Source organism: Dietzia cercidiphylli (assembly GCF_039531545.1).
Lineage (GTDB): Bacteria > Actinomycetota > Actinomycetes > Mycobacteriales > Mycobacteriaceae > Dietzia > Dietzia natronolimnaea.
This window is the reverse complement of record NZ_BAAAQG010000003.1, coordinates 1-16,274: the sequence shown is the minus strand read 5'-3', so window position 1 is coordinate 16,274 and position 16,274 is coordinate 1. Positions and strand designations below refer to the sequence as shown.

Annotated in this window: 17 protein-coding genes; 8 read left to right on the top strand and 9 right to left on the bottom strand. The window is 71.8% G+C overall.

The window, feature by feature from the left end:
* Positions 1-14 precede the first annotated feature (14 nt).
* Positions 15-1,718 carry a long-chain-fatty-acid--CoA ligase gene (locus ABD250_RS01715; RefSeq protein ID WP_182659039.1) on the top strand — a complete coding sequence of 568 codons (1,704 nt, stop codon included), beginning with the start codon at positions 15-17 and terminating at the stop codon, positions 1,716-1,718.
* Between the two features lie 183 nt (positions 1,719-1,901).
* Here ABD250_RS01715 and ABD250_RS01710 read toward each other — a convergent pair whose 3' ends face one another.
* The 3 genes from ABD250_RS01710 to ABD250_RS01700 all read right to left on the bottom strand — a co-directional run bounded on the left by ABD250_RS01710 (position 1,902) and on the right by ABD250_RS01700 (position 4,898).
* Entirely contained in the window at positions 1,902-2,450 is a 549-nt protein-coding gene (locus tag ABD250_RS01710; RefSeq protein ID WP_179525998.1) for a type III secretion system chaperone family protein, read from the bottom strand.
* Between the two features lie 168 nt (positions 2,451-2,618).
* Positions 2,619-3,929 carry a D-inositol-3-phosphate glycosyltransferase gene (mshA, locus tag ABD250_RS01705; protein WP_344390200.1) on the bottom strand — a complete coding sequence of 437 codons (1,311 nt, stop codon included), beginning with the start codon at positions 3,927-3,929 and terminating at the stop codon, positions 2,619-2,621.
* Positions 3,930-4,010: 81 nt separating this feature from the next.
* Positions 4,011-4,898 (bottom strand): alpha/beta fold hydrolase, encoded by an 888-nt coding sequence (locus ABD250_RS01700; protein WP_344390198.1) that lies wholly within the window; start codon positions 4,896-4,898, stop codon positions 4,011-4,013.
* Between the two features lie 78 nt (positions 4,899-4,976).
* Between ABD250_RS01700 and ABD250_RS01695 the strand changes: the two genes are divergently transcribed.
* The 3 genes from ABD250_RS01695 to ABD250_RS01685 all read left to right on the top strand — a co-directional run bounded on the left by ABD250_RS01695 (position 4,977) and on the right by ABD250_RS01685 (position 6,988).
* Complete coding sequence (locus ABD250_RS01695; protein ID WP_182657632.1) at positions 4,977-5,426, top strand: limonene-1,2-epoxide hydrolase family protein; 450 nt, start codon at positions 4,977-4,979, stop codon at positions 5,424-5,426.
* 33 nt (positions 5,427-5,459) lie between these two features.
* Positions 5,460-6,239, top strand: a complete 780-nt coding sequence (locus ABD250_RS01690; RefSeq protein WP_182657630.1) for an SDR family NAD(P)-dependent oxidoreductase — start codon at positions 5,460-5,462, stop codon at positions 6,237-6,239.
* Positions 6,240-6,445: 206 nt separating this feature from the next.
* Positions 6,446-6,988, top strand: coding sequence for a ferritin (locus tag ABD250_RS01685; protein ID WP_422110508.1), 543 nt, complete (start codon positions 6,446-6,448; stop codon positions 6,986-6,988).
* Between the two features lie 82 nt (positions 6,989-7,070).
* Here ABD250_RS01685 and ABD250_RS01680 read toward each other — a convergent pair whose 3' ends face one another.
* From ABD250_RS01680 to ABD250_RS01665, 4 genes are all read right to left on the bottom strand, one after another.
* Entirely contained in the window at positions 7,071-7,649 is a 579-nt protein-coding gene (locus tag ABD250_RS01680; protein ID WP_182657628.1) for a dihydrofolate reductase family protein, read from the bottom strand.
* 44 nt (positions 7,650-7,693) lie between these two features.
* Positions 7,694-9,280, bottom strand: a complete 1,587-nt coding sequence (locus ABD250_RS01675; protein WP_182657626.1) for an ATP-binding cassette domain-containing protein — start codon at positions 9,278-9,280, stop codon at positions 7,694-7,696.
* Positions 9,281-9,578: 298 nt separating this feature from the next.
* Positions 9,579-10,643: a membrane protein insertase YidC gene (gene yidC, locus ABD250_RS01670; RefSeq protein WP_259847153.1), complete on the bottom strand. Its 1,065-nt coding sequence runs from the start codon at positions 10,641-10,643 to the stop codon at positions 9,579-9,581.
* 182 nt (positions 10,644-10,825) lie between these two features.
* A complete protein-coding gene (locus ABD250_RS01665) occupies positions 10,826-12,028 on the bottom strand; it encodes a UDP-N-acetylmuramate dehydrogenase (protein WP_425551852.1) in 1,203 nt (400 codons plus the stop codon).
* A gap of 39 nt (positions 12,029-12,067) precedes the next feature.
* Between ABD250_RS01665 and ABD250_RS01660 the strand changes: the two genes are divergently transcribed.
* The 4 genes from ABD250_RS01660 to ABD250_RS01645 all read left to right on the top strand — a co-directional run bounded on the left by ABD250_RS01660 (position 12,068) and on the right by ABD250_RS01645 (position 15,106).
* The gene (locus ABD250_RS01660) at positions 12,068-12,568 is read left to right on the top strand and encodes a DUF2505 domain-containing protein (protein WP_182658911.1); all 501 of its coding nucleotides are present in this window, start codon (positions 12,068-12,070) and stop codon (positions 12,566-12,568) included.
* A gap of 133 nt (positions 12,569-12,701) precedes the next feature.
* Complete coding sequence (locus tag ABD250_RS01655) at positions 12,702-13,538, top strand: LmeA family phospholipid-binding protein (protein ID WP_182658913.1); 837 nt, start codon at positions 12,702-12,704, stop codon at positions 13,536-13,538.
* A 31-nt stretch (positions 13,539-13,569) separates the two neighbouring features.
* Positions 13,570-14,091, top strand: a complete 522-nt coding sequence (locus ABD250_RS01650) for a metallophosphoesterase family protein (protein WP_182616924.1) — start codon at positions 13,570-13,572, stop codon at positions 14,089-14,091.
* A gap of 64 nt (positions 14,092-14,155) precedes the next feature.
* Entirely contained in the window at positions 14,156-15,106 is a 951-nt protein-coding gene (locus ABD250_RS01645; RefSeq protein WP_182658915.1) for an NADP-dependent oxidoreductase, read from the top strand.
* Between the two features lie 26 nt (positions 15,107-15,132).
* Here ABD250_RS01645 and deoC read toward each other — a convergent pair whose 3' ends face one another.
* Positions 15,133-15,834 (bottom strand): deoxyribose-phosphate aldolase, encoded by a 702-nt coding sequence (gene deoC / locus ABD250_RS01640; RefSeq protein WP_182658917.1) that lies wholly within the window; start codon positions 15,832-15,834, stop codon positions 15,133-15,135.
* 189 nt (positions 15,835-16,023) lie between these two features.
* The coding region (locus ABD250_RS01635) for a transposase (RefSeq protein ID WP_344390181.1) at positions 16,024-16,274 on the bottom strand (251 nt) is incomplete at its 5' end.

The window sequence follows — 16,274 nt, the reverse complement described above, 5'->3', positions numbered from 1 at the left end:
ACTACGGTGCAGACATGACCACACACGCCGGAGACACCCCCGATCGACCCGACCGGCCGTGGACCGCCCACTACACCCCGGGCACCACACATAACCTCGACTACGGCACCACCACGCTCATCGACCAGTTCGACGACGCCGTGCGCACCTACGCCGACCGGCCCGCGACCGAGTTCTTCGGCCGACTGACCCCCTACTCCGAGATCGGCAGCCGGGTCCGCCACGCTGCCGAGGGACTGCGTCGCCTCGGGGTGGGGCGCGGGGACCGGGTCGCGGTCCTGCTGCCCAACTGTCCGCAGGGGATCGTCGTGTTCTACGCCGCGCTGCGGATCGGCGCGATCGTGGTCGAGCACAACCCGCTCTACACCGCCGACGAGCTCGAGGGCCCGTTCGCCGACCACGGCGCGAGGGTGGTGGTGACCTGGAACGTCGTCGCCGGGATGGTGCGCGAGCTGGCCGACCGCCCCGGCACGGAGATCGAGCACATCGTCGCCGTCGACCTGCTCGACGAGCTCCCCGCGGCCAAGCGCCTGGCGCTGAAGCTCCTGCCCGTCCCGTCGCTCCGCGCCTCGCGGGCCAAGCTCTCCGCGCCCGCTCCCGGGACGCTGGACTGGCGCGAGCTGGAGACCGGGCCGGAGCTGGACTTCTCGTATCCCCGCCCGAAGGCCGACGACCTCGCGCTGATCCTGTACACCTCCGGCACCACCGGCACGCCCAAGGGCGCCACGCTCTCGCACGCCAACCTCGTGGCCAACGCCAAGATGGGCGAGGCCTGGGTGCCCGAGCTCGAGCTGGGGCGCGAGCGGTTCCTGGCCTCGCTGCCGATGTTCCACGCCTACGGGGTGACGCTCTGCGTGGTGATCGGGATCGCGGTGGGTGCCCGGCTGCAGCTCGTGCCCGCGCCCGAGATGGACCTCATCATGCCGATCCTGGCCAAGGACCTGCCCACCTTCATCCCGGCCGTCCCCCCGATCTACTCCAAGATCCTCGAGGAGGCCGGCAGGCGGGGCATCCCGCTGCACGGCATCCGGCACTCGCTGTCCGGCGCCATGAGCCTGCCCGACGAGCTCATCGAGAGGTGGGAGGCCGCGACCGGGGGCCTGCTCGTGGAGGGGTACGGGATGACCGAGACCTCGCCCATCACGGTGGGCAACCCCATGTCGACGGCGAGGCGGGCCGGCAGCATCGGCGTCCCCTTCCCGGACACCGACATCCGTGTCGCGGACAAGGACGACCCCTCGGTCGACGCACCGGCTGGCGAGCCCGGTGAACTGTTGGTCAAGGGGCCGCAGGTGTTCCCGGGCTACTGGCGCAACGAGAAGGCGACCGCCGAGACCTTCCACGACGGCTGGATCCGCACCGGCGACGTGGTGGTGCAGGACCCCGACGGCTTCCTGCACGTGGTGGACCGGATCAAGGAGATGATCGTCACCGGCGGGTTCAACGTCTACCCGTCCGAGGTCGAGGCGGTCCTGCGCACGGCCCCGGGCGTGGCCGACTGCGCGGTGGTGGGACGGCGCGGACCGGACGGGGGCGAGCAGGTCGTGGCCGCGGTCGTGCTCGAACCGGACACCGAGCTCGACGCCCCGGCCCTGCGCGCCCACTGCAAGGCCTCACTCGCCGGGTACAAGGTCCCCCGGGAATTCGTGGCGCTGGGCGAGCTGCCCACCAACCCGATGGGCAAGGTCCTGCGCAAGAAGGTCGCCGAGCAGCTCTGACGGGAGCCGCGACGCCCGCACCCGCGACGCCCCACACCGTCGACGCCCCACACCGTCGAGAAGAGCGTCCCGCACACATCGGCCGAGAAGAGGGTGAGCGGAACGCTCTTCTCGACGGAGAGGCGGTCGCCGGGGCGGTCGCCGGGGGGCGGGCGCCGGGGGCGGGCGCCGAGGGCTCGCGGGTTACTCGTGCCCCGGCTGGGGCAGGTCCTCGGTGAGGTGGCGGAACGCATCCAGGTTGCGCAGCGGCTCACCGCGCGAGACGCGCCACTCCCACTCGCGGCGGATCGAGGTGTGGAAACCGGTCTCGAGCAGGATGTTGAAGTCGTGATCCGCCGCCTCGAGCACCTGGCCCAACACGCGGTCGAGCTCCTCCTCGGTCACCGCGACCAGCGGCATCCGGCCCACCAGGTAGATGTCGCCGTTGTTGTCCAGCGTGTACGCCACCTGGTACAGTCGACGGTTGCGCCGCAGCAGGTACTTGTAGACCCTCTCGAAGTCCTCGTCGGGCTTGCGGCAGACGAACGCCTCGATCCGCACGCTCTCCCGGTTCACCGTCAGATGGCAGGCGGTCTTGAGCCGCTTCTCCCCCGGCAGCTGGACCACGAAGACGCGGCCGTCGGCCAACGTCGACTCGATGTCCCGCTCCACCAGGAAGCGTCGGATCAACTCGAGGGTGGGGCGGTCGACGTCGTCGGCACCGCGCGGCGCGGACCCGCCGTCGTCGTCCATGCGCTTGTTCTCGGTGGGGTCGATCATGGTGACTCCTTCGGTTCGACGGCCGGACTCGTGAGCGATTCGTCACGGGGGCTTGTTCGGACGGGGCCGGGTTCGCGGGCCGGGCTCGCGCGCCGCTCCGCTGCGGGCCGGGCTCGCGCGCCGCGCCGCTGCCGCGGGCGATCAGGACGCGGCGGCCTCCGCCCGCCGGGCTCGGTAGGCCGCCATCGTGCCCGCGTACGAGGCGAGCAGTCCGTCGGCCGTGGAATCCCAGGAGAACGCCGAGGCGTGGACCGGGGCGGCCCGCGACATCGACAGGCGGCGCTCGTCGTCGTCGAGCAGTCCCACCAACGTCTCCGCCCACACCCGCGGATCGTGCCCGTCCACGGTGATCCCGGTGCGACCGTGGTCCACCGCGGTGGGCAGGCCGCCCACCGCCGCCGCCACCACGGGCGTGCCGCACGCCTGGGCCTCGAGGGCCACGAGCCCGAACGACTCGGAGTACGACGGCACGGCCACGACGTCGGCCGCGCGGTAGACGTCCACCAGCTCCGACGGCGGCCGCGGTGCGAGGAAGCTCAGCCGGTCGGCCACGCCCAGCTCCTCGGCGAGGTCCATGAGCGAATGGGGACGCTCCAGCCCGGACCCGCTGGGCCCGCCCACGACCATCAGTCGCACGTCGCGGTGCGGCTGCTCCCGCACGATCTCGGCCAGCGCGCGCACGATCACGTCGGGGGCCTTGAGCGGCTGGATCCGGCCGACGAACGCGATCACCTCGGACCGCTGCGAGAGCCCCAACGCGCGGCGGGCCCGCTCGGTGCCGCGCTGCGTGCCGGGGGTGTACTGCTCGAGATCGGCGCCCGGGGGCACCACGTCGATGTGGGCGGGGTCGGCGTCGTAGTAGCCCACGAGCTCGTCGCGCTCGCCGGTGGTGTTGACCACCAGCCGGTGCGCGGAGTCCACGATCTGCTGCTCCCCGATGCGCCGGGACTCCGGCTCCGGGGTATCGCCCTCGGCCAGGACCGCGTTCTTCACCTCGGCCAGTGTGTGGGCGGTGTGCACCAGCGGCACGCCCCAGTGCTCGGAGGCCACCAGGCCGGCCTGCCCCGACAGCCAGTAGTGGGAGTGGATGAGGTCGTAGTGCCCGGGCGCGTGACCGGCCTCGGCCCGCATCACGCCGGCGACGAACGGGCACAGCTGCGTGGGCAGGTCCTCCTTGCGCAGCCCCTCGAACGGCCCGGCCACGATGTTGCGCACCAGGACGCCGTCGCCGGCCTGCTCGACCGGGGGCTGCGAGGAGTGGGTGGCGCGGGTGAACACCTCGACCTCCACCCCCCGCCGGGCCAGCCGACGAGCGGTCTGCAGCACATACACGTTGAGCCCGCCCGCGTCGCCCGTGCCCGGCTGGGCCAGCGGCGAGGTGTGGAACGACAGGACGGCGATGCGCCGCGGGAGGGGGGCCTCGGCGCCGGTGCGGAGATCGGAGACGGTCACCCCACCGATTGTGCCCGCGACGACGACGAGGCGCACTCCGGCGCGGGGCGACCCGCCCGTCGCCGCGACGCGGATCCGCCGCTACAGCGTGTCGGCGAAGGCGTGGAGTTCGGACAGGAACCGCGGCATCTCCTCGAGGAAGGGCGCGTGTGCCGAGTCGGCGAAGCCCACGTACCGCGCGCCCGGGATCATCTCGGCGTTGGCCTGGCCGGCCGAGGGCAGCACCACCCCGTCGTGCTCGCCGTGGATGACCAACGCGGGGACGGTCAGGCCGCGCAGGGTGTCGTCGTGGTCCACCCGCCGAGTGAGCAGCTTCCGTCGCACGGCGGGGGGCGTGGCCAGGGACAGCCCGAAGATCCGTTGGCGGCTCACGCCGTCGCCGGAGCGCATCATGGCGGTGCCGAAGCCCGCCAGGGTGGCGATCGCGGTACCCGGGTCCTCCTCGAACCCCCCGTCGGCGACCGCCATCATGGCCGGTCCGACCGCACCGCCGGCCGAGCGGGAGACGGCCGTGACCGCGCCGCACAGCACCAGGCCGGCGACCCGTCCCTCCCCGCGCGAGGCCAGGTAGTCGGAGGCCACGATCCCGCCGTAGGACCAGCCGAGCAGGATCGCCCCGGCGCCGGTTCCATCCCCGCCGACTCCGGCCTCGGCGACTCCGCCCTCACCGATCCCCGCGGCGTCGAGCACCGCCTCGAGATCGTCGGCCCACTGCTGCGACGAGTCGTATCCCGCCTCCGCGACGCCGGAGTGGCCGTGGCCGCGCAGATCCACCGCCACCACCCGGAACCGCGCGGCCAGCGCGTCGAGCAGGTCCGGCCCCCAGCAGGCGCTCGACTGGGCCCAGCCGTGGACCAGCACCAGCGGGCGGGCGGCGGGGTCGCCGAGGACGCGGTAGGCGATGACGGTGCCGTCGGAGGAGACGGCGGACGAGACGGCGGGTGTGGGTGCAGAGTTCATGGGACTCATCGTGCCAGCCGCACATGAGTCGGCCGGGGCCGAGCGTTCCGGCCACACAAGCCGGACCGGGGCGGCTACCGTGGTCCAATGGCAACCACCACCACCCAGATCGACTCCGACGTCGTGGTCCGCACCTTCTTCGACGCCCTCGTCTCGGGCAACGTCCCCGCCGCCGCCGACCTGCTGGCCGACGACGTGTGGTGGGCCAACATCGGGCTCCCCACCATCCGGGGTAAGCGCGACGTGGTCAAGGCGCTGTCGGCCATGGGCGCCACCGTGGACTTCGACGCGGAGATCCACCACCTCGCCGTGGGCGCACCGGCGGACCCGACCACCCCAGGCTCCCCCGCCATCGTGCTCACCGAACGCACCGACTACCTGGGACTCGGGCGATTCCGCTGCGGTTTCTGGGTCTGCGGACGCCTCGAGGTCCGCGACGGCCTCGTCTGCGGCTGGCAGGACTACTTCTCCAAGTCCGACATGGCCCTCGGCACGGTGCGCGGGCTGGTGGGGATGATCACCGGACGGGGTCGCTGAACTCGTCGTCGTCGAGCACCTAGTCTCTGGGACATGAGCTTCGATCACCCCGCCGCACGCGCGCGCCTGGCCGCCCTCCCCGCCGACACCCGCATCGCGGTGGTGACCGGCGCCTCTTCCGGGATCGGTGAGGCCACCGCGCGCGAACTGGCCGGGCTGGGGTTCCACGTGGTCGTCGGCGCCCGGCGACTCGACCGGCTGCAGGCGCTCGCGGACGAGATCGGCGGCACCGCCATGCCCCTGGACGTGACCGATCCCGCCTCGTGTGAGGCGTTCTGCGCGGCCGTCCCCCGGCTCCACGTGCTGGTCAACAACGCCGGCGGCGCCAAGGGCACGACCACCGTCATGGACGCCGACGAGGAGCAGTGGCGGTGGATGTGGGAGACCAACGTCCTGGGCACTCTTCGGCTCGTGCGCGGCCTCATGCCGGTGCTCGTGGAGACCGGCGACGGCCTGGTGGTGACCATCACCTCGATCGCCGCGCTGGAGTCCTACGACAAGGGCAGCGGCTACACCACCGCCAAGCACGCGCAGGCCGTGCTGCACCGGACGCTGCGCGGGGAGCACCTGGGCCAACCCGTGCGGTTCACCGAGATCGCGCCCGGCATGGTGGAGACCGAGTTCTCGCTCGTGCGGTTCGACGGCGACGACGACAAGGCCGGCGCCGTCTACCAGGGATTGACCCCCATGGTCGCACGCGACATCGCCGAGATCGTGGGGTTCGTGGCGAGCCGGCCGTCGCACGTCAACCTGGACCAGATCGTGGTCAAGCCGCGGGACCAGCACTCGGCCATGCGGGCCCACAGGCGCTGAGCGGTACGGTCCCGCGGTGGCGCGGTGGCGCGGTGGCGCGGGACCCCGTTGGCAGGTCCCGCCGACAAGGCCAGGCTTACCGATGTTCGGTTAGGCTTACTGACCTGGTAAAACGCGGTTGCCGGCCCTACTGTGGGACCCCTGGGGCGCAACATGCCCCGGGCGAACCTCGACGCCCGTCGAGGTCCCCCGAGAGGAAGGGTGCCATGATCATGGCCAAGAAGTCGTCGTCGTTCACCGAACTCCTGTCCGCGCAGGTCGGTCACGAGTTCGCCGCGAGCCAGCAGTACATCGCGATCGCAGTGTGGGCCGACGCCAAGGACCTGCCCCAGCTCGCCGGGCGCTTCTACCAGCACAGCCTCGGCGAGCGGAACCACGCCATGATGATGGTCCAGTACATGCTCGACCGCGACATCCCGGTGACCATCCCGGCCGTGCCCGGCCCGCAGGCCGAGTTCGACGGCCCCGTCGCCGCCCTGCGCCACGCGCTCGAGCAGGAGAAGCAGGTCACCCGTCAGATCGAGTCGATGTTCCAGGCGGCCCGCGCCGAGTCCGACCCGCTGGGTGAGCAGTTCATGCTGTGGTTCCTGCGTGAGCAGGTCGAGGAGGTCGCCAACATGAGCACCCTGGTGGCGATCGCCGAGCGCGCGGACAACGACTGGTTCCGCATCGAGGAATACCTCGCACGCGAGACCGACACCTCCACCAACACCGGCACCCCGCCCGCGGTGGCCGGCGGCGCCGTCTGACCGGACATCCCGGATCCGGCGAGCGGGCTCGGCCGGTACGGGCGGGGCTGGTGTTGGCGGGGCCTGTACGGGCGCGGGCGGGTCAGGCGCAGCTGTACTCCACGTAGCTCACCCCGCTGTCGAACCCGATCCGCCGGTGCGTGACCAGGGACCGCGCACCGGTGGACCCGGCGATCAGCGGTCGCCCCCGGCCGATCACCACCGGGTTGACCTTGAGCCGGAACTCGTCGATCTCGTCCGCCAACGCCGCTGCCAGCTCCCCGCCACCGCAGAGCCAGATGTCGAGCGGGGAGCTCTCCGCCTTGAGTCGTCGGACCAGTGTCACGGGGTCCTCGTCCGACGCAGTGAGGCCCGTCTCCGCCGGCAGATCACCCGGCCGATGGGTCACCACGTACTGGCGCAGGTGCGGGTAGCCGCTGGCCAGCCCCTCGTCGACAGCGACTTGATGGGTGGACCGGCCCAGCAGAACCGTGTCGAACACCCATGGGGCGGTCCCCGCGAGCCCGATCGCGCCGCGGATGTGACCGGGGATCGTCTCCGGATAGTGCTCGACGAGCCAGGCCATGTGGTCGCCCTCGAGCGGAAAGAAGTCCGTCCGTCCGTCGGGGTCCGCGATGAACCCGTCGGCGGTGACGGCGATGTAGTAGATGAGCTTGCGCATGGGTGAGTCCCTTCGTGGTCTGTGATCAGGGGAAATGGAGCGGGTCAGCCGAGCCGGATCACGTCGTCCACCCCCACCCGGGCACAGAAGCCGTCGTCGTGGCTCACCAGGACCAGGGCCCCGCGCCACCGCGCGAGAGCGTCGGCGAGCACCTCCACGCCGGCGAGGTCGAGGTTGTTGGTGGGCTCGTCCAGGATCAGCAACTGCGGAACCGGCCGCGCGAACAACCTCGCCGCCAACGCCGCGCGCAGACGTTCGCCACCGGAGAGCTCGGCGAGGCGGCGGAACCCGGCGTCCCCCGTGAACAACATCCGCGCGGCGTGGGCGTGGACCTGCTCGGGATCGGCCTCAGGGCGCACCGCCCGGATCGCGTCCACCACCGACCTGTCGGGATGCTCGACCCGCAGATCCTGCGGCAGCAGAGCCCAGGGCACGTGCGCCGCCTCGTCGTCACCAGCTCCGGCGGACCCGTCACCGAACAGGCGCCGGAGCAGCGTGGTCTTGCCGCTGCCGTTGGGGCCGGCGAGCCGTATCCGCGCAGGCCCGGTCAGGTGGATGCGACCGGCGACCGGATCGAGGGTGTCAATCACGCTCCGCCCGGCCGGCAGCCCCGGGTCGGGCATCGGGATCCGCAACACCTCCTCTCGGCGGACGGCGGCGTCGGCGTCCTGCATCCGCGCGCGCGCCTGCTCGACTCCCTGCTCGTGGACCGCGCGTAGTCTGCCCGCGGATTCCTGGGCGGACCTGCGACGTGCGTTCATGAGGATCTTGGGCATCCCGCCGGCGGCCTGCACCCGACGCCCCTGCGCGAGTCGGCGGCTCGCCTTCTCCATCCCGTCGACCCTGTCCCGCTTCTCCGCGCGCAGCTCGTTGCGGGCGTCCGCCAGCGACTGCACCGCGGCCGACTGCTCGAAGTCGACGACCTCCCGGTACAGCGAGTACGGCCCCCCGAAGAGTCGACATCGTCCGGACCGCAGCTCCACCGTGGCATCGGCCCGTTCGAGCAGTTCCAGGTCGTGGCTCACCGCCACAGCGATCCGCCGCCCTGCGGAGACGAACCCCTCGAGCGCCGCGAACAACCTGGCCCGGGCCGGTCGGTCGAGGTTGGTGGTCGGCTCGTCGAGAAGCAGCACCTTCGGCTGCCCCAGGAGTCGACCCGCCACCGCCGCGAGCGTGCGCTCCCCGCCGGACAACTCGCCCACGGGTCTGGTCAACTCGGCGGGCAGGCCCAGCTGGTCGAGCAGCGCGAGGGTCCGTTCGGCGACGGACCAGTCATCACCGATGCGGGCGAAGTCGTCGTCGTCGCCCTCTCCCGCCTCGATCCGATGCAGCGCCGCGAGCTGCGGGCCTATCCCGAGTTCGTCGGCGAGGGTGCGGCCGGGCGAGGCGTCGACGAGCAGCTGCGGCAGGTATGCGACCGCGGGCGGGCGGGCGGGCTCGCCGTCGACGGAGATCGACCCGGCGGACAGCGGCAGCTCCCCGGCGATCACGCGCAGCAGCGTGGACTTGCCGGCGCCGTTGCGGCCGACCAGTGAGGTCAGACCGGGGCGCACCGTGAGGTCGAGCCCGGTGAAGAGTGTGGTGTCGTCGGGGAACGCGTAGGCGACGTCCGACAGGACGAGGGAAGACATGAGTGCTCCAGGGAGGTGGCGGGTGGGCCGGGTCTCACCTGGGGTCGAGCACTGTGCTGTGGCTCCTCGTGTCGAGTTCTCGGCTGGCGCCCCTCGCGCCCGCAGGTCTCCCCGCGGTCACGCCGTGCGCCTGCCGACTTCCGCTGTGCACAGTACGCCGGGGGGCCACCGCGGGCAAGGGCTGCACGCGAGGCACGAGAGCACGCGAGGTCCCGTCTGGTCGAGGCTACTGCGGCGATTCCGCCGATTCACCGCAGTAGGCACGACCAGAACGCCGTGCCTGCGGCGGGCGGGCGCGTCACATGAACGCGCTGGGCGGGAGGCCTTCGCGGCTGGTCATCGGCAGCTCCTTCTCGAGCTTCTCCATGAAGAAGTGCGACTGCACCGCGGTCCAGATGTTGTTGGTGAGCCAGTAGATACCGATCGCGATGGGGAAGTTGAAGAAGTACGCGCCCACGATCGGGAAGAAGGGGAACAGGTACATCATGATCTTCATCGACTGGTTCATCGACTCGGTCATGGACTCGGCGATCGACTGGAAGTCCTGCGGCTTGCCCGCAGCTGCCGAGCCCGCCGCACCGGCTCCCGCAGCGGCGCCGGTGGTGGCGGGCGCGGGGGCTGCGGGCTTCTCGCCGTCGACCTCGAGCACCTCCCCGTCGACGACCGGGCCGCCCGCCTTCTCCTCGGCGTCGACCTGCGCGATCGCGTCCTGCTCGGCCGCCTTGGCCGCCTTCTGCCGGCGGAACGAGTTCCACATGTTGATGAAGGTGGCGATGCCGGCCAGCACGAACAACGGCACGGCCAGCATGAGGATGTCCTCGCGCACGAGCCCGGGGTGCAGGGAGTCCATGACGTCCTGCGGCATCCGGATGTACGAGGCCAGCGGGACCCCGAAGATCTCGGCGTTGAGGAAGGAGGCGACCTGATCGGGGCCGAATGCCCCGTTGGTCATGGTCGAGGCCTCTTCGATCGACACCCCACGCGGCGAGAAGTTGAGAAGCACGTAGTACAGACCCAGGAACACCGGGATCTGCACGAGCAGCGGCAGACACCCGGCGGCGGGATTGACCCCGGCATCCGCGTACAGGGCCTGCATCTCCTTGGCCTGCTCCTGGCGGTCCTCGGGGGTCTTGCGGTCCTTGTACTTGTTCTGCAGCTCCTTCATCTTGGGAGCGATCTGCGCCATCTTGCGCATGGAGTACTGCTGCCGGTACATCGACCGCATGAGCAGCAACCGCACTGTCACCACCAGCAACAGCACGGACCCCACCCAGGCCACTCCGGAACCGGGGTCCACGACGAAGCTCAGCACCCAGTGCCAGAACTTCATGACGAGCGACACCGGATACGCGAAGAGGTCCACGGGCGAATCTCCAGATGGGACGGTGGCGCCGGAGCGGGCGCGCGGGGTGGGGCGGAACAGGCCGGGTCAAGACTAGAAGGCCGTCCCCCAGCGTGCCAGGGTCAGCGGGAGCGGTGGGGGCCGGGGTGCTCAGCGGCGGCGGGAGCAGCGGGTTCGTGCCCGCGCGAGGTCGCCCGACAGCGTCAGATGCTGCAGCCCACCCACACCGGCTCGGGGTGCAACTCCACGCCGAACGCCTCGAAGACGCCGTCGCGCACCTCGCGCGCCAGCGCGATCACGTCGTCGGCGGTGGCCGAGCCCCTGTTGGTCAGCGCGAGCGTGTGCTTGGTGGACAGGCGGGCGGGCGACGACGACGACGGGTGCCCCTTGCCGAACCCGGCCCGCTCGATCAGCCAGCCCGCGGAGAGTTTGACCCCTCCCGCCGCCGCGAACGCGGGCATCTGCTCGGCCTGCTCGGCCCCCAGCCGCTCCGTGACCCGGGACCGCACGGCGGGGAGTCGGTCCTCGGGTACCACCGGGTTGGTGAAGAAGGACCCGGCGCTCCAGGTGTCGGCGTCGTCGTCGTCGAGCACCATCCCCTTCCCGCGGCGCAGCTCGAGCACGGTGCGGCGCACCACGGCAGGGTCGGCCCGCTCCCCCGTCGCGACGCCCAGGCGGCCGGCGAGTTCGGCGTAGCGGATCGGCTCGCTGCGGCCAGCGGGATCCAGCCGGAACTCCACCTCCAGGACCACGGCGGTCCCCGTATTCTTGAGCACCGAGGTGCGGTAGGCCAGCCCGAGGGCGGCGGGCTCGACCCACTCGTCTGTCCCGGCGGCCCGGTCGTACCAGCGCACTCGGTGCAGCACCTGGGCCACCTCGACGCCGTAGGCGCCCACGTTCTGGACCGGGGTCGCGCCCACCGAGCCGGGGATACCGGACAGGCACTCGAGGCCGCCGTACCCGCGACCGACGGTGTCGGCCACCAGGTCGTCCCAGGTCAGGCCTGCGCCGGCCCGGACGATGATCCCTCCGGTGCCGCCCGCGTCCGCCTCGTCGGCGCCACCGGTGTCCGCGTCGCCGGTGCCGCCCGCCTCGCGGTAGCCGATCTCGCGGTTGCGGACGGCCACCACCACCATGTCGAGGTCGCCGCCGGCGACCACCAGGTTCGACCCGCCGCCCAGCACGAGGACCGGAACGCCGGCGGCATCGAGGGCCCCGACCGCGACCGTGACCGCGTGGGCCGTCTCGCACTCCAGCAGCGCGCGGGGGCGACCACCGATGCGCAGGGTGGTGAGATCGGCCAGGCGGGGATCGGGGACCACGCGGAGACCGGCCACGGCGGACAACCCGCGGATCACGTCGTCGGCGTGGTCAGCGGTGCGGCGATCGGAGGAGGGCGGGAGCACGCGTCCGAGAGTAACCGCCCCCTTGTAGGGTTTGACCCCATGGCGACCCGCTTCTCCCACTCGGCCCACATCGACGCCCACCTCGAGACCGTGTTCACCTCGTACGGCGACGAGGCCTTCTGGCACGACCGCATGGCCGCCATCGGCAGCCCCCACGACAGCCTCGACGAGTTCGTGACCACCGGGGACTCCACCACGGTGACGCTGACCCAGCACATCCCGGACGAGGACATCCCGGACGTGGCCCGCAAGGTCCTGCCCGGCCGGTTGATCATCGTGCGGACCACCACCTACGCCGACTTCGACGGCGAGCGGTTCTCGAGCTCCGCCCGCGCGGAGGCCGCCGGCGGGCTGGGGGTCATCGACGGAGGCTCGGAGGCCGTCTCGCAGGGCGGCGTGGTGGTGGAGTCCGCGACGGGCCAGGTCAAGGTCTCCGTCCCGCTGCTGGGCGGCAAGCTGGAGAAGCTGGTCGTGTCCCACCTGACCCGGTTCTTCGACGCCGAGACGCAACACCTCAACCGCTGGACCGCCGCCCGCTGACACCGCGTCGGCCCCGGGTCGGCCCCGCGTCGGTTCCGCATCGGCCCCGTGCCGACCCCGTGCCGACCCCGTGCCGACACGGCGTTGACCTCGGGTTCTGCGATCCGGGCCGGCATCGGCGACAATTGGCGGAATGCACCCGCGGCACGACACCCAGCGACTCCCCGCCCACGACCGACCCGGCGTCCAGCACGCCGAGACCCAGCAGTTCGCCGCCGCACCGGCAGGTGACTCGTCTGACCGCCGCGACACCGGCGGGAGGCGTCGCGGCCCGATGATCGCCCTGATCGCCGCGATCGCCGTGGTGGGCCTGGTCGCCGGGGTGGTGGGGCTCGAGTTCGGCACCCGCAACGCGGTCGAGAACCGGATCCAGGAGGAGGTCACGGCCTCCCTCGGCAGCCCGGCGCAGGTGGAGTTGGGCGCGCGCCCGGTGATCCTGTCGTACTTCGGCGGTGACCTGGGCACCGTCCGCATCACCACCGACGGCAGCCCCGCGGAGGGCGGAGGCGGCCCCGCCCCCGCGATCGACATCACCGCCGAAGGGGTCAGCTCGGCCGACGACCTCACCTACGTGGACTCGCTGACCGGGACCGCCTTCGTCTCCGACCAGGCCATGTCCACCGCCGCACAGCAGGACTCCGCCGGCGACAGCATGCTCGGCGGTCTGATCCAGGTGCAGGAGATCGTCTCGGACCCGGCCTCGGGAACGCTCCGTGTCTCCATCAGCGGCCTCGCCGAGGCGATCGTGACCCCCCGGTTGATCGGCGGAAACCTGGAGATGGATCCGTCCCAGGCGTCGATCCTCGGTTTCGCACTGCCGCCCGAACTGCTCGGCGGCACCGTCTCGATGATGGACTCCGCTCTCGCCGAACTCCCCGAGGGCGTCCAGCTGACCGGGGTCCGCGTGGTCCCGGGCGGCATGGTCGTCGACCTCAGCGGACGCGACGTCGTGCTGGAGTCGACCCGGTAGTCGACTGCCGGTCGCACGGCACACTGAACCCATGCGCCTGCTGATCATCGCCGACACCCACGTCCCGACGCGCGCCCGCGATCTCCCGCCCCGGATATGGGACGAGGTCGACGGCGCGGACGTGGTGGTCCACGCCGGTGATTGGATGGACGTGGCACTTCTCGACGCAATGGAGGAACGGTCCACCCGGTTGGTCGCGTGCTGGGGCAACAACGACGGCCCTGAACTGCGCGATCGGCTGCCCGAGGTGGCGCGCGCGACCCTCGAAGGGGTGCGGTTGGCGGTGGTGCACGAGACCGGGCCGTCGGCGGGCCGGGACAGGCGCATGCACGAGGCCTACCCGGACACCGACGTCCTGGTGTTCGGTCACTCGCACATCCCGTGGGACACCACTGCGCCCGGTCAGTGTGCAGGAGCCCGCGGCCTGCGATTGCTCAACCCGGGGTCCCCCACCGACCGCCGCCGGCAGCCGTACTGCACGTACATGACCGCCACCCTCGCCGGCGGCCTGGTGGGCGAGGTCGAACTGCACCGGCTTCCGCGGGATCGCTAGTCCGGGCCGCCCCACCGTGAGGTCGAGCCGGGCGGCGGTCCGCACGTTCTGCCACCCTGGGGGCATGACCGATCAAGCCACCATGCGTGTCGTGACCCAGCACTCCCTCGGCGAACCGGACGTCCTCGTCGTCGCCGAGCACCCCCGCCCCGAGCCGCGGACCAACGAGGTCCTGGTGCGTGTGAGGGCCGCCAGCGTCAACCCCACCGACTGGAAGCACCGCGGGAACGGCGGGTTCCTCGGGAAGCCGCCGTTCGTGCTCGGCTGGGACCTGTCCGGGGTCGTCGAGGCGGTCGGCATCGGTGTGGCCCGGTTCGCCCCCGGCGACGAGGTGTTCGGCATGCTCTCCTACCCGTTCGGGCACGGCGCCCACGCCGATTACGTGGCCGCGCCCGCGAGTTGGTTCGCCCCCAAGCCCGCCTCCCTCGACCACGTGCAGGCCGCCGCCCTGCCGCTGGTCTCGCTGACGGCCTGGCAGGCGCTCGTGGAGTACGCCGACGTCCGGCCCGGTCAGCGCGTGCTCATCCATGCCGCCGCCGGCGGGGTGGGTCACGTGGCCGTCCAGATCGCCAAGGCCCGGGGCGCCTACGTGATCGGCACCGCCAGCACCGGGAAGCACGACTTCCTGCGCGAGCTCGGGGCCGACGAGGCGATCGACTACCGCGAGGTGGACGTCGCCGAGGCGGTCGGCGACATCGACGTGGTGCTCGACACCATCGGCGGCGAGACGTCACTGCGCTCCCTGCGAACCCTCCGGCCCGGCGGCATCGTGGTGTCGATCCTGCCGGTGGGGTCGGACGACTTCTTCCGCGAGGCCGACGACCTGGGCGTCCGCGCGATCCGGATGCTCGTCGACTCCTCGCGGCACGACCTGGTCTCCGTCACCGATCTCGTGGAACAGGGCGCACTGCGGGCCACCGTCTCCGAGGTCTTCCCCCTCGAGCAGGCCGCGGAGGCGCATCGACGGGGCGAGACAGGCCGGACCACCGGCAAGATGGTGCTCACCACCGACTGAGGTCCGGCCCGGAGCGGCGGGACGGGTCAGCTCTCCGGGAAGCCCTCCAGCACCGCGCGGCTGCCGCTCAGACCAAGCCGGGTGGCGCCCGCGGCGATCATGGCCCGGGCGGTGTCGGCGTCGCGGATCCCACCCGAGGCCTTGATACCGAGTTGCCCGCCCACCGCTCGGTGCATGGCGGCGACCGCACGAACGCTGGCCCCGCCGGCGGGGTGGAAGCCGGTGGAGGTCTTGACCATGTCCGCCCCCGCGCGCGCGACGGCGTGGCACAGCTCCTCGACCCGCTGGTCACCCGCCTCCTCGCCCAGCGCCCGGTGGATCGCGGCGGTCTCCAGGATCACCTTGATCACGGTGGGCGGGGGCACGGCGTCGCGCATCGTCAGCACGTCGGCCATCACCTCGTCCACCAGACCGGCGATCGCCGCACCCACGTCGATCACCATGTCCACCTCGACGGCGCCCTGATCCACCGCCAGCCGCCCCTCCATGGCCTTGACCAGCGCGTGGTGTTTTCCGGAGGGGAAGCCGGCCACGGTCGCCACCGTCAGGCCCTCCGCCCGCACCGGGAGCATCGCCGGGCTCACGCACACCGCCTTGACCCCGAGAGCGCGGGCCTCGTCCACACAGGCCTGCACGTCCTCGCGGGAGGCGTCCGGGGAGAGCAGCGTGTGGTCGATCATCGCCGCGACGCGAGCGCGGGTCAGCTGAATCTGTGGCGTGGCATTCATGCCGGCCAGCCTAGGAGCCTGCTGAAGAAGATGTGATCCTGGCGGTGGGGGCGGTGCGCCTGTGTCAGTTGGGTGCCGTCTGGCCGTGTCGCGAGGTGCGGGGATCCGGGGTTCTGGCTTCGGTGACAGGGACCGCGCGGGTCGTGTGTGCGGTCTGCCGGGGCGGGAGTCCTCGCCCGGGCGGGCTGGTCAGGCCAGGGCCCAGGTTCCGTTCTGGTGGGTCAGGCCCATCGAGAGCAGTCGGCGCAGGTTCAGGGCGGCAACGCGGTGGTGGAGCCAGTTGTTGTTCTTGTCGACCCCGCGGTACGGCACGCGGCGAGCGCCTCGGGTCAGCCAGGCGATCGAGCGTTCCACCATCGGTCGGTGCTGGCGGTAGACGGTTTGGAAGTCCTCGCCGCTGGCGCGTTGGCGGTGCTGGCGTTGCAGCAGGTGGTGCTCAC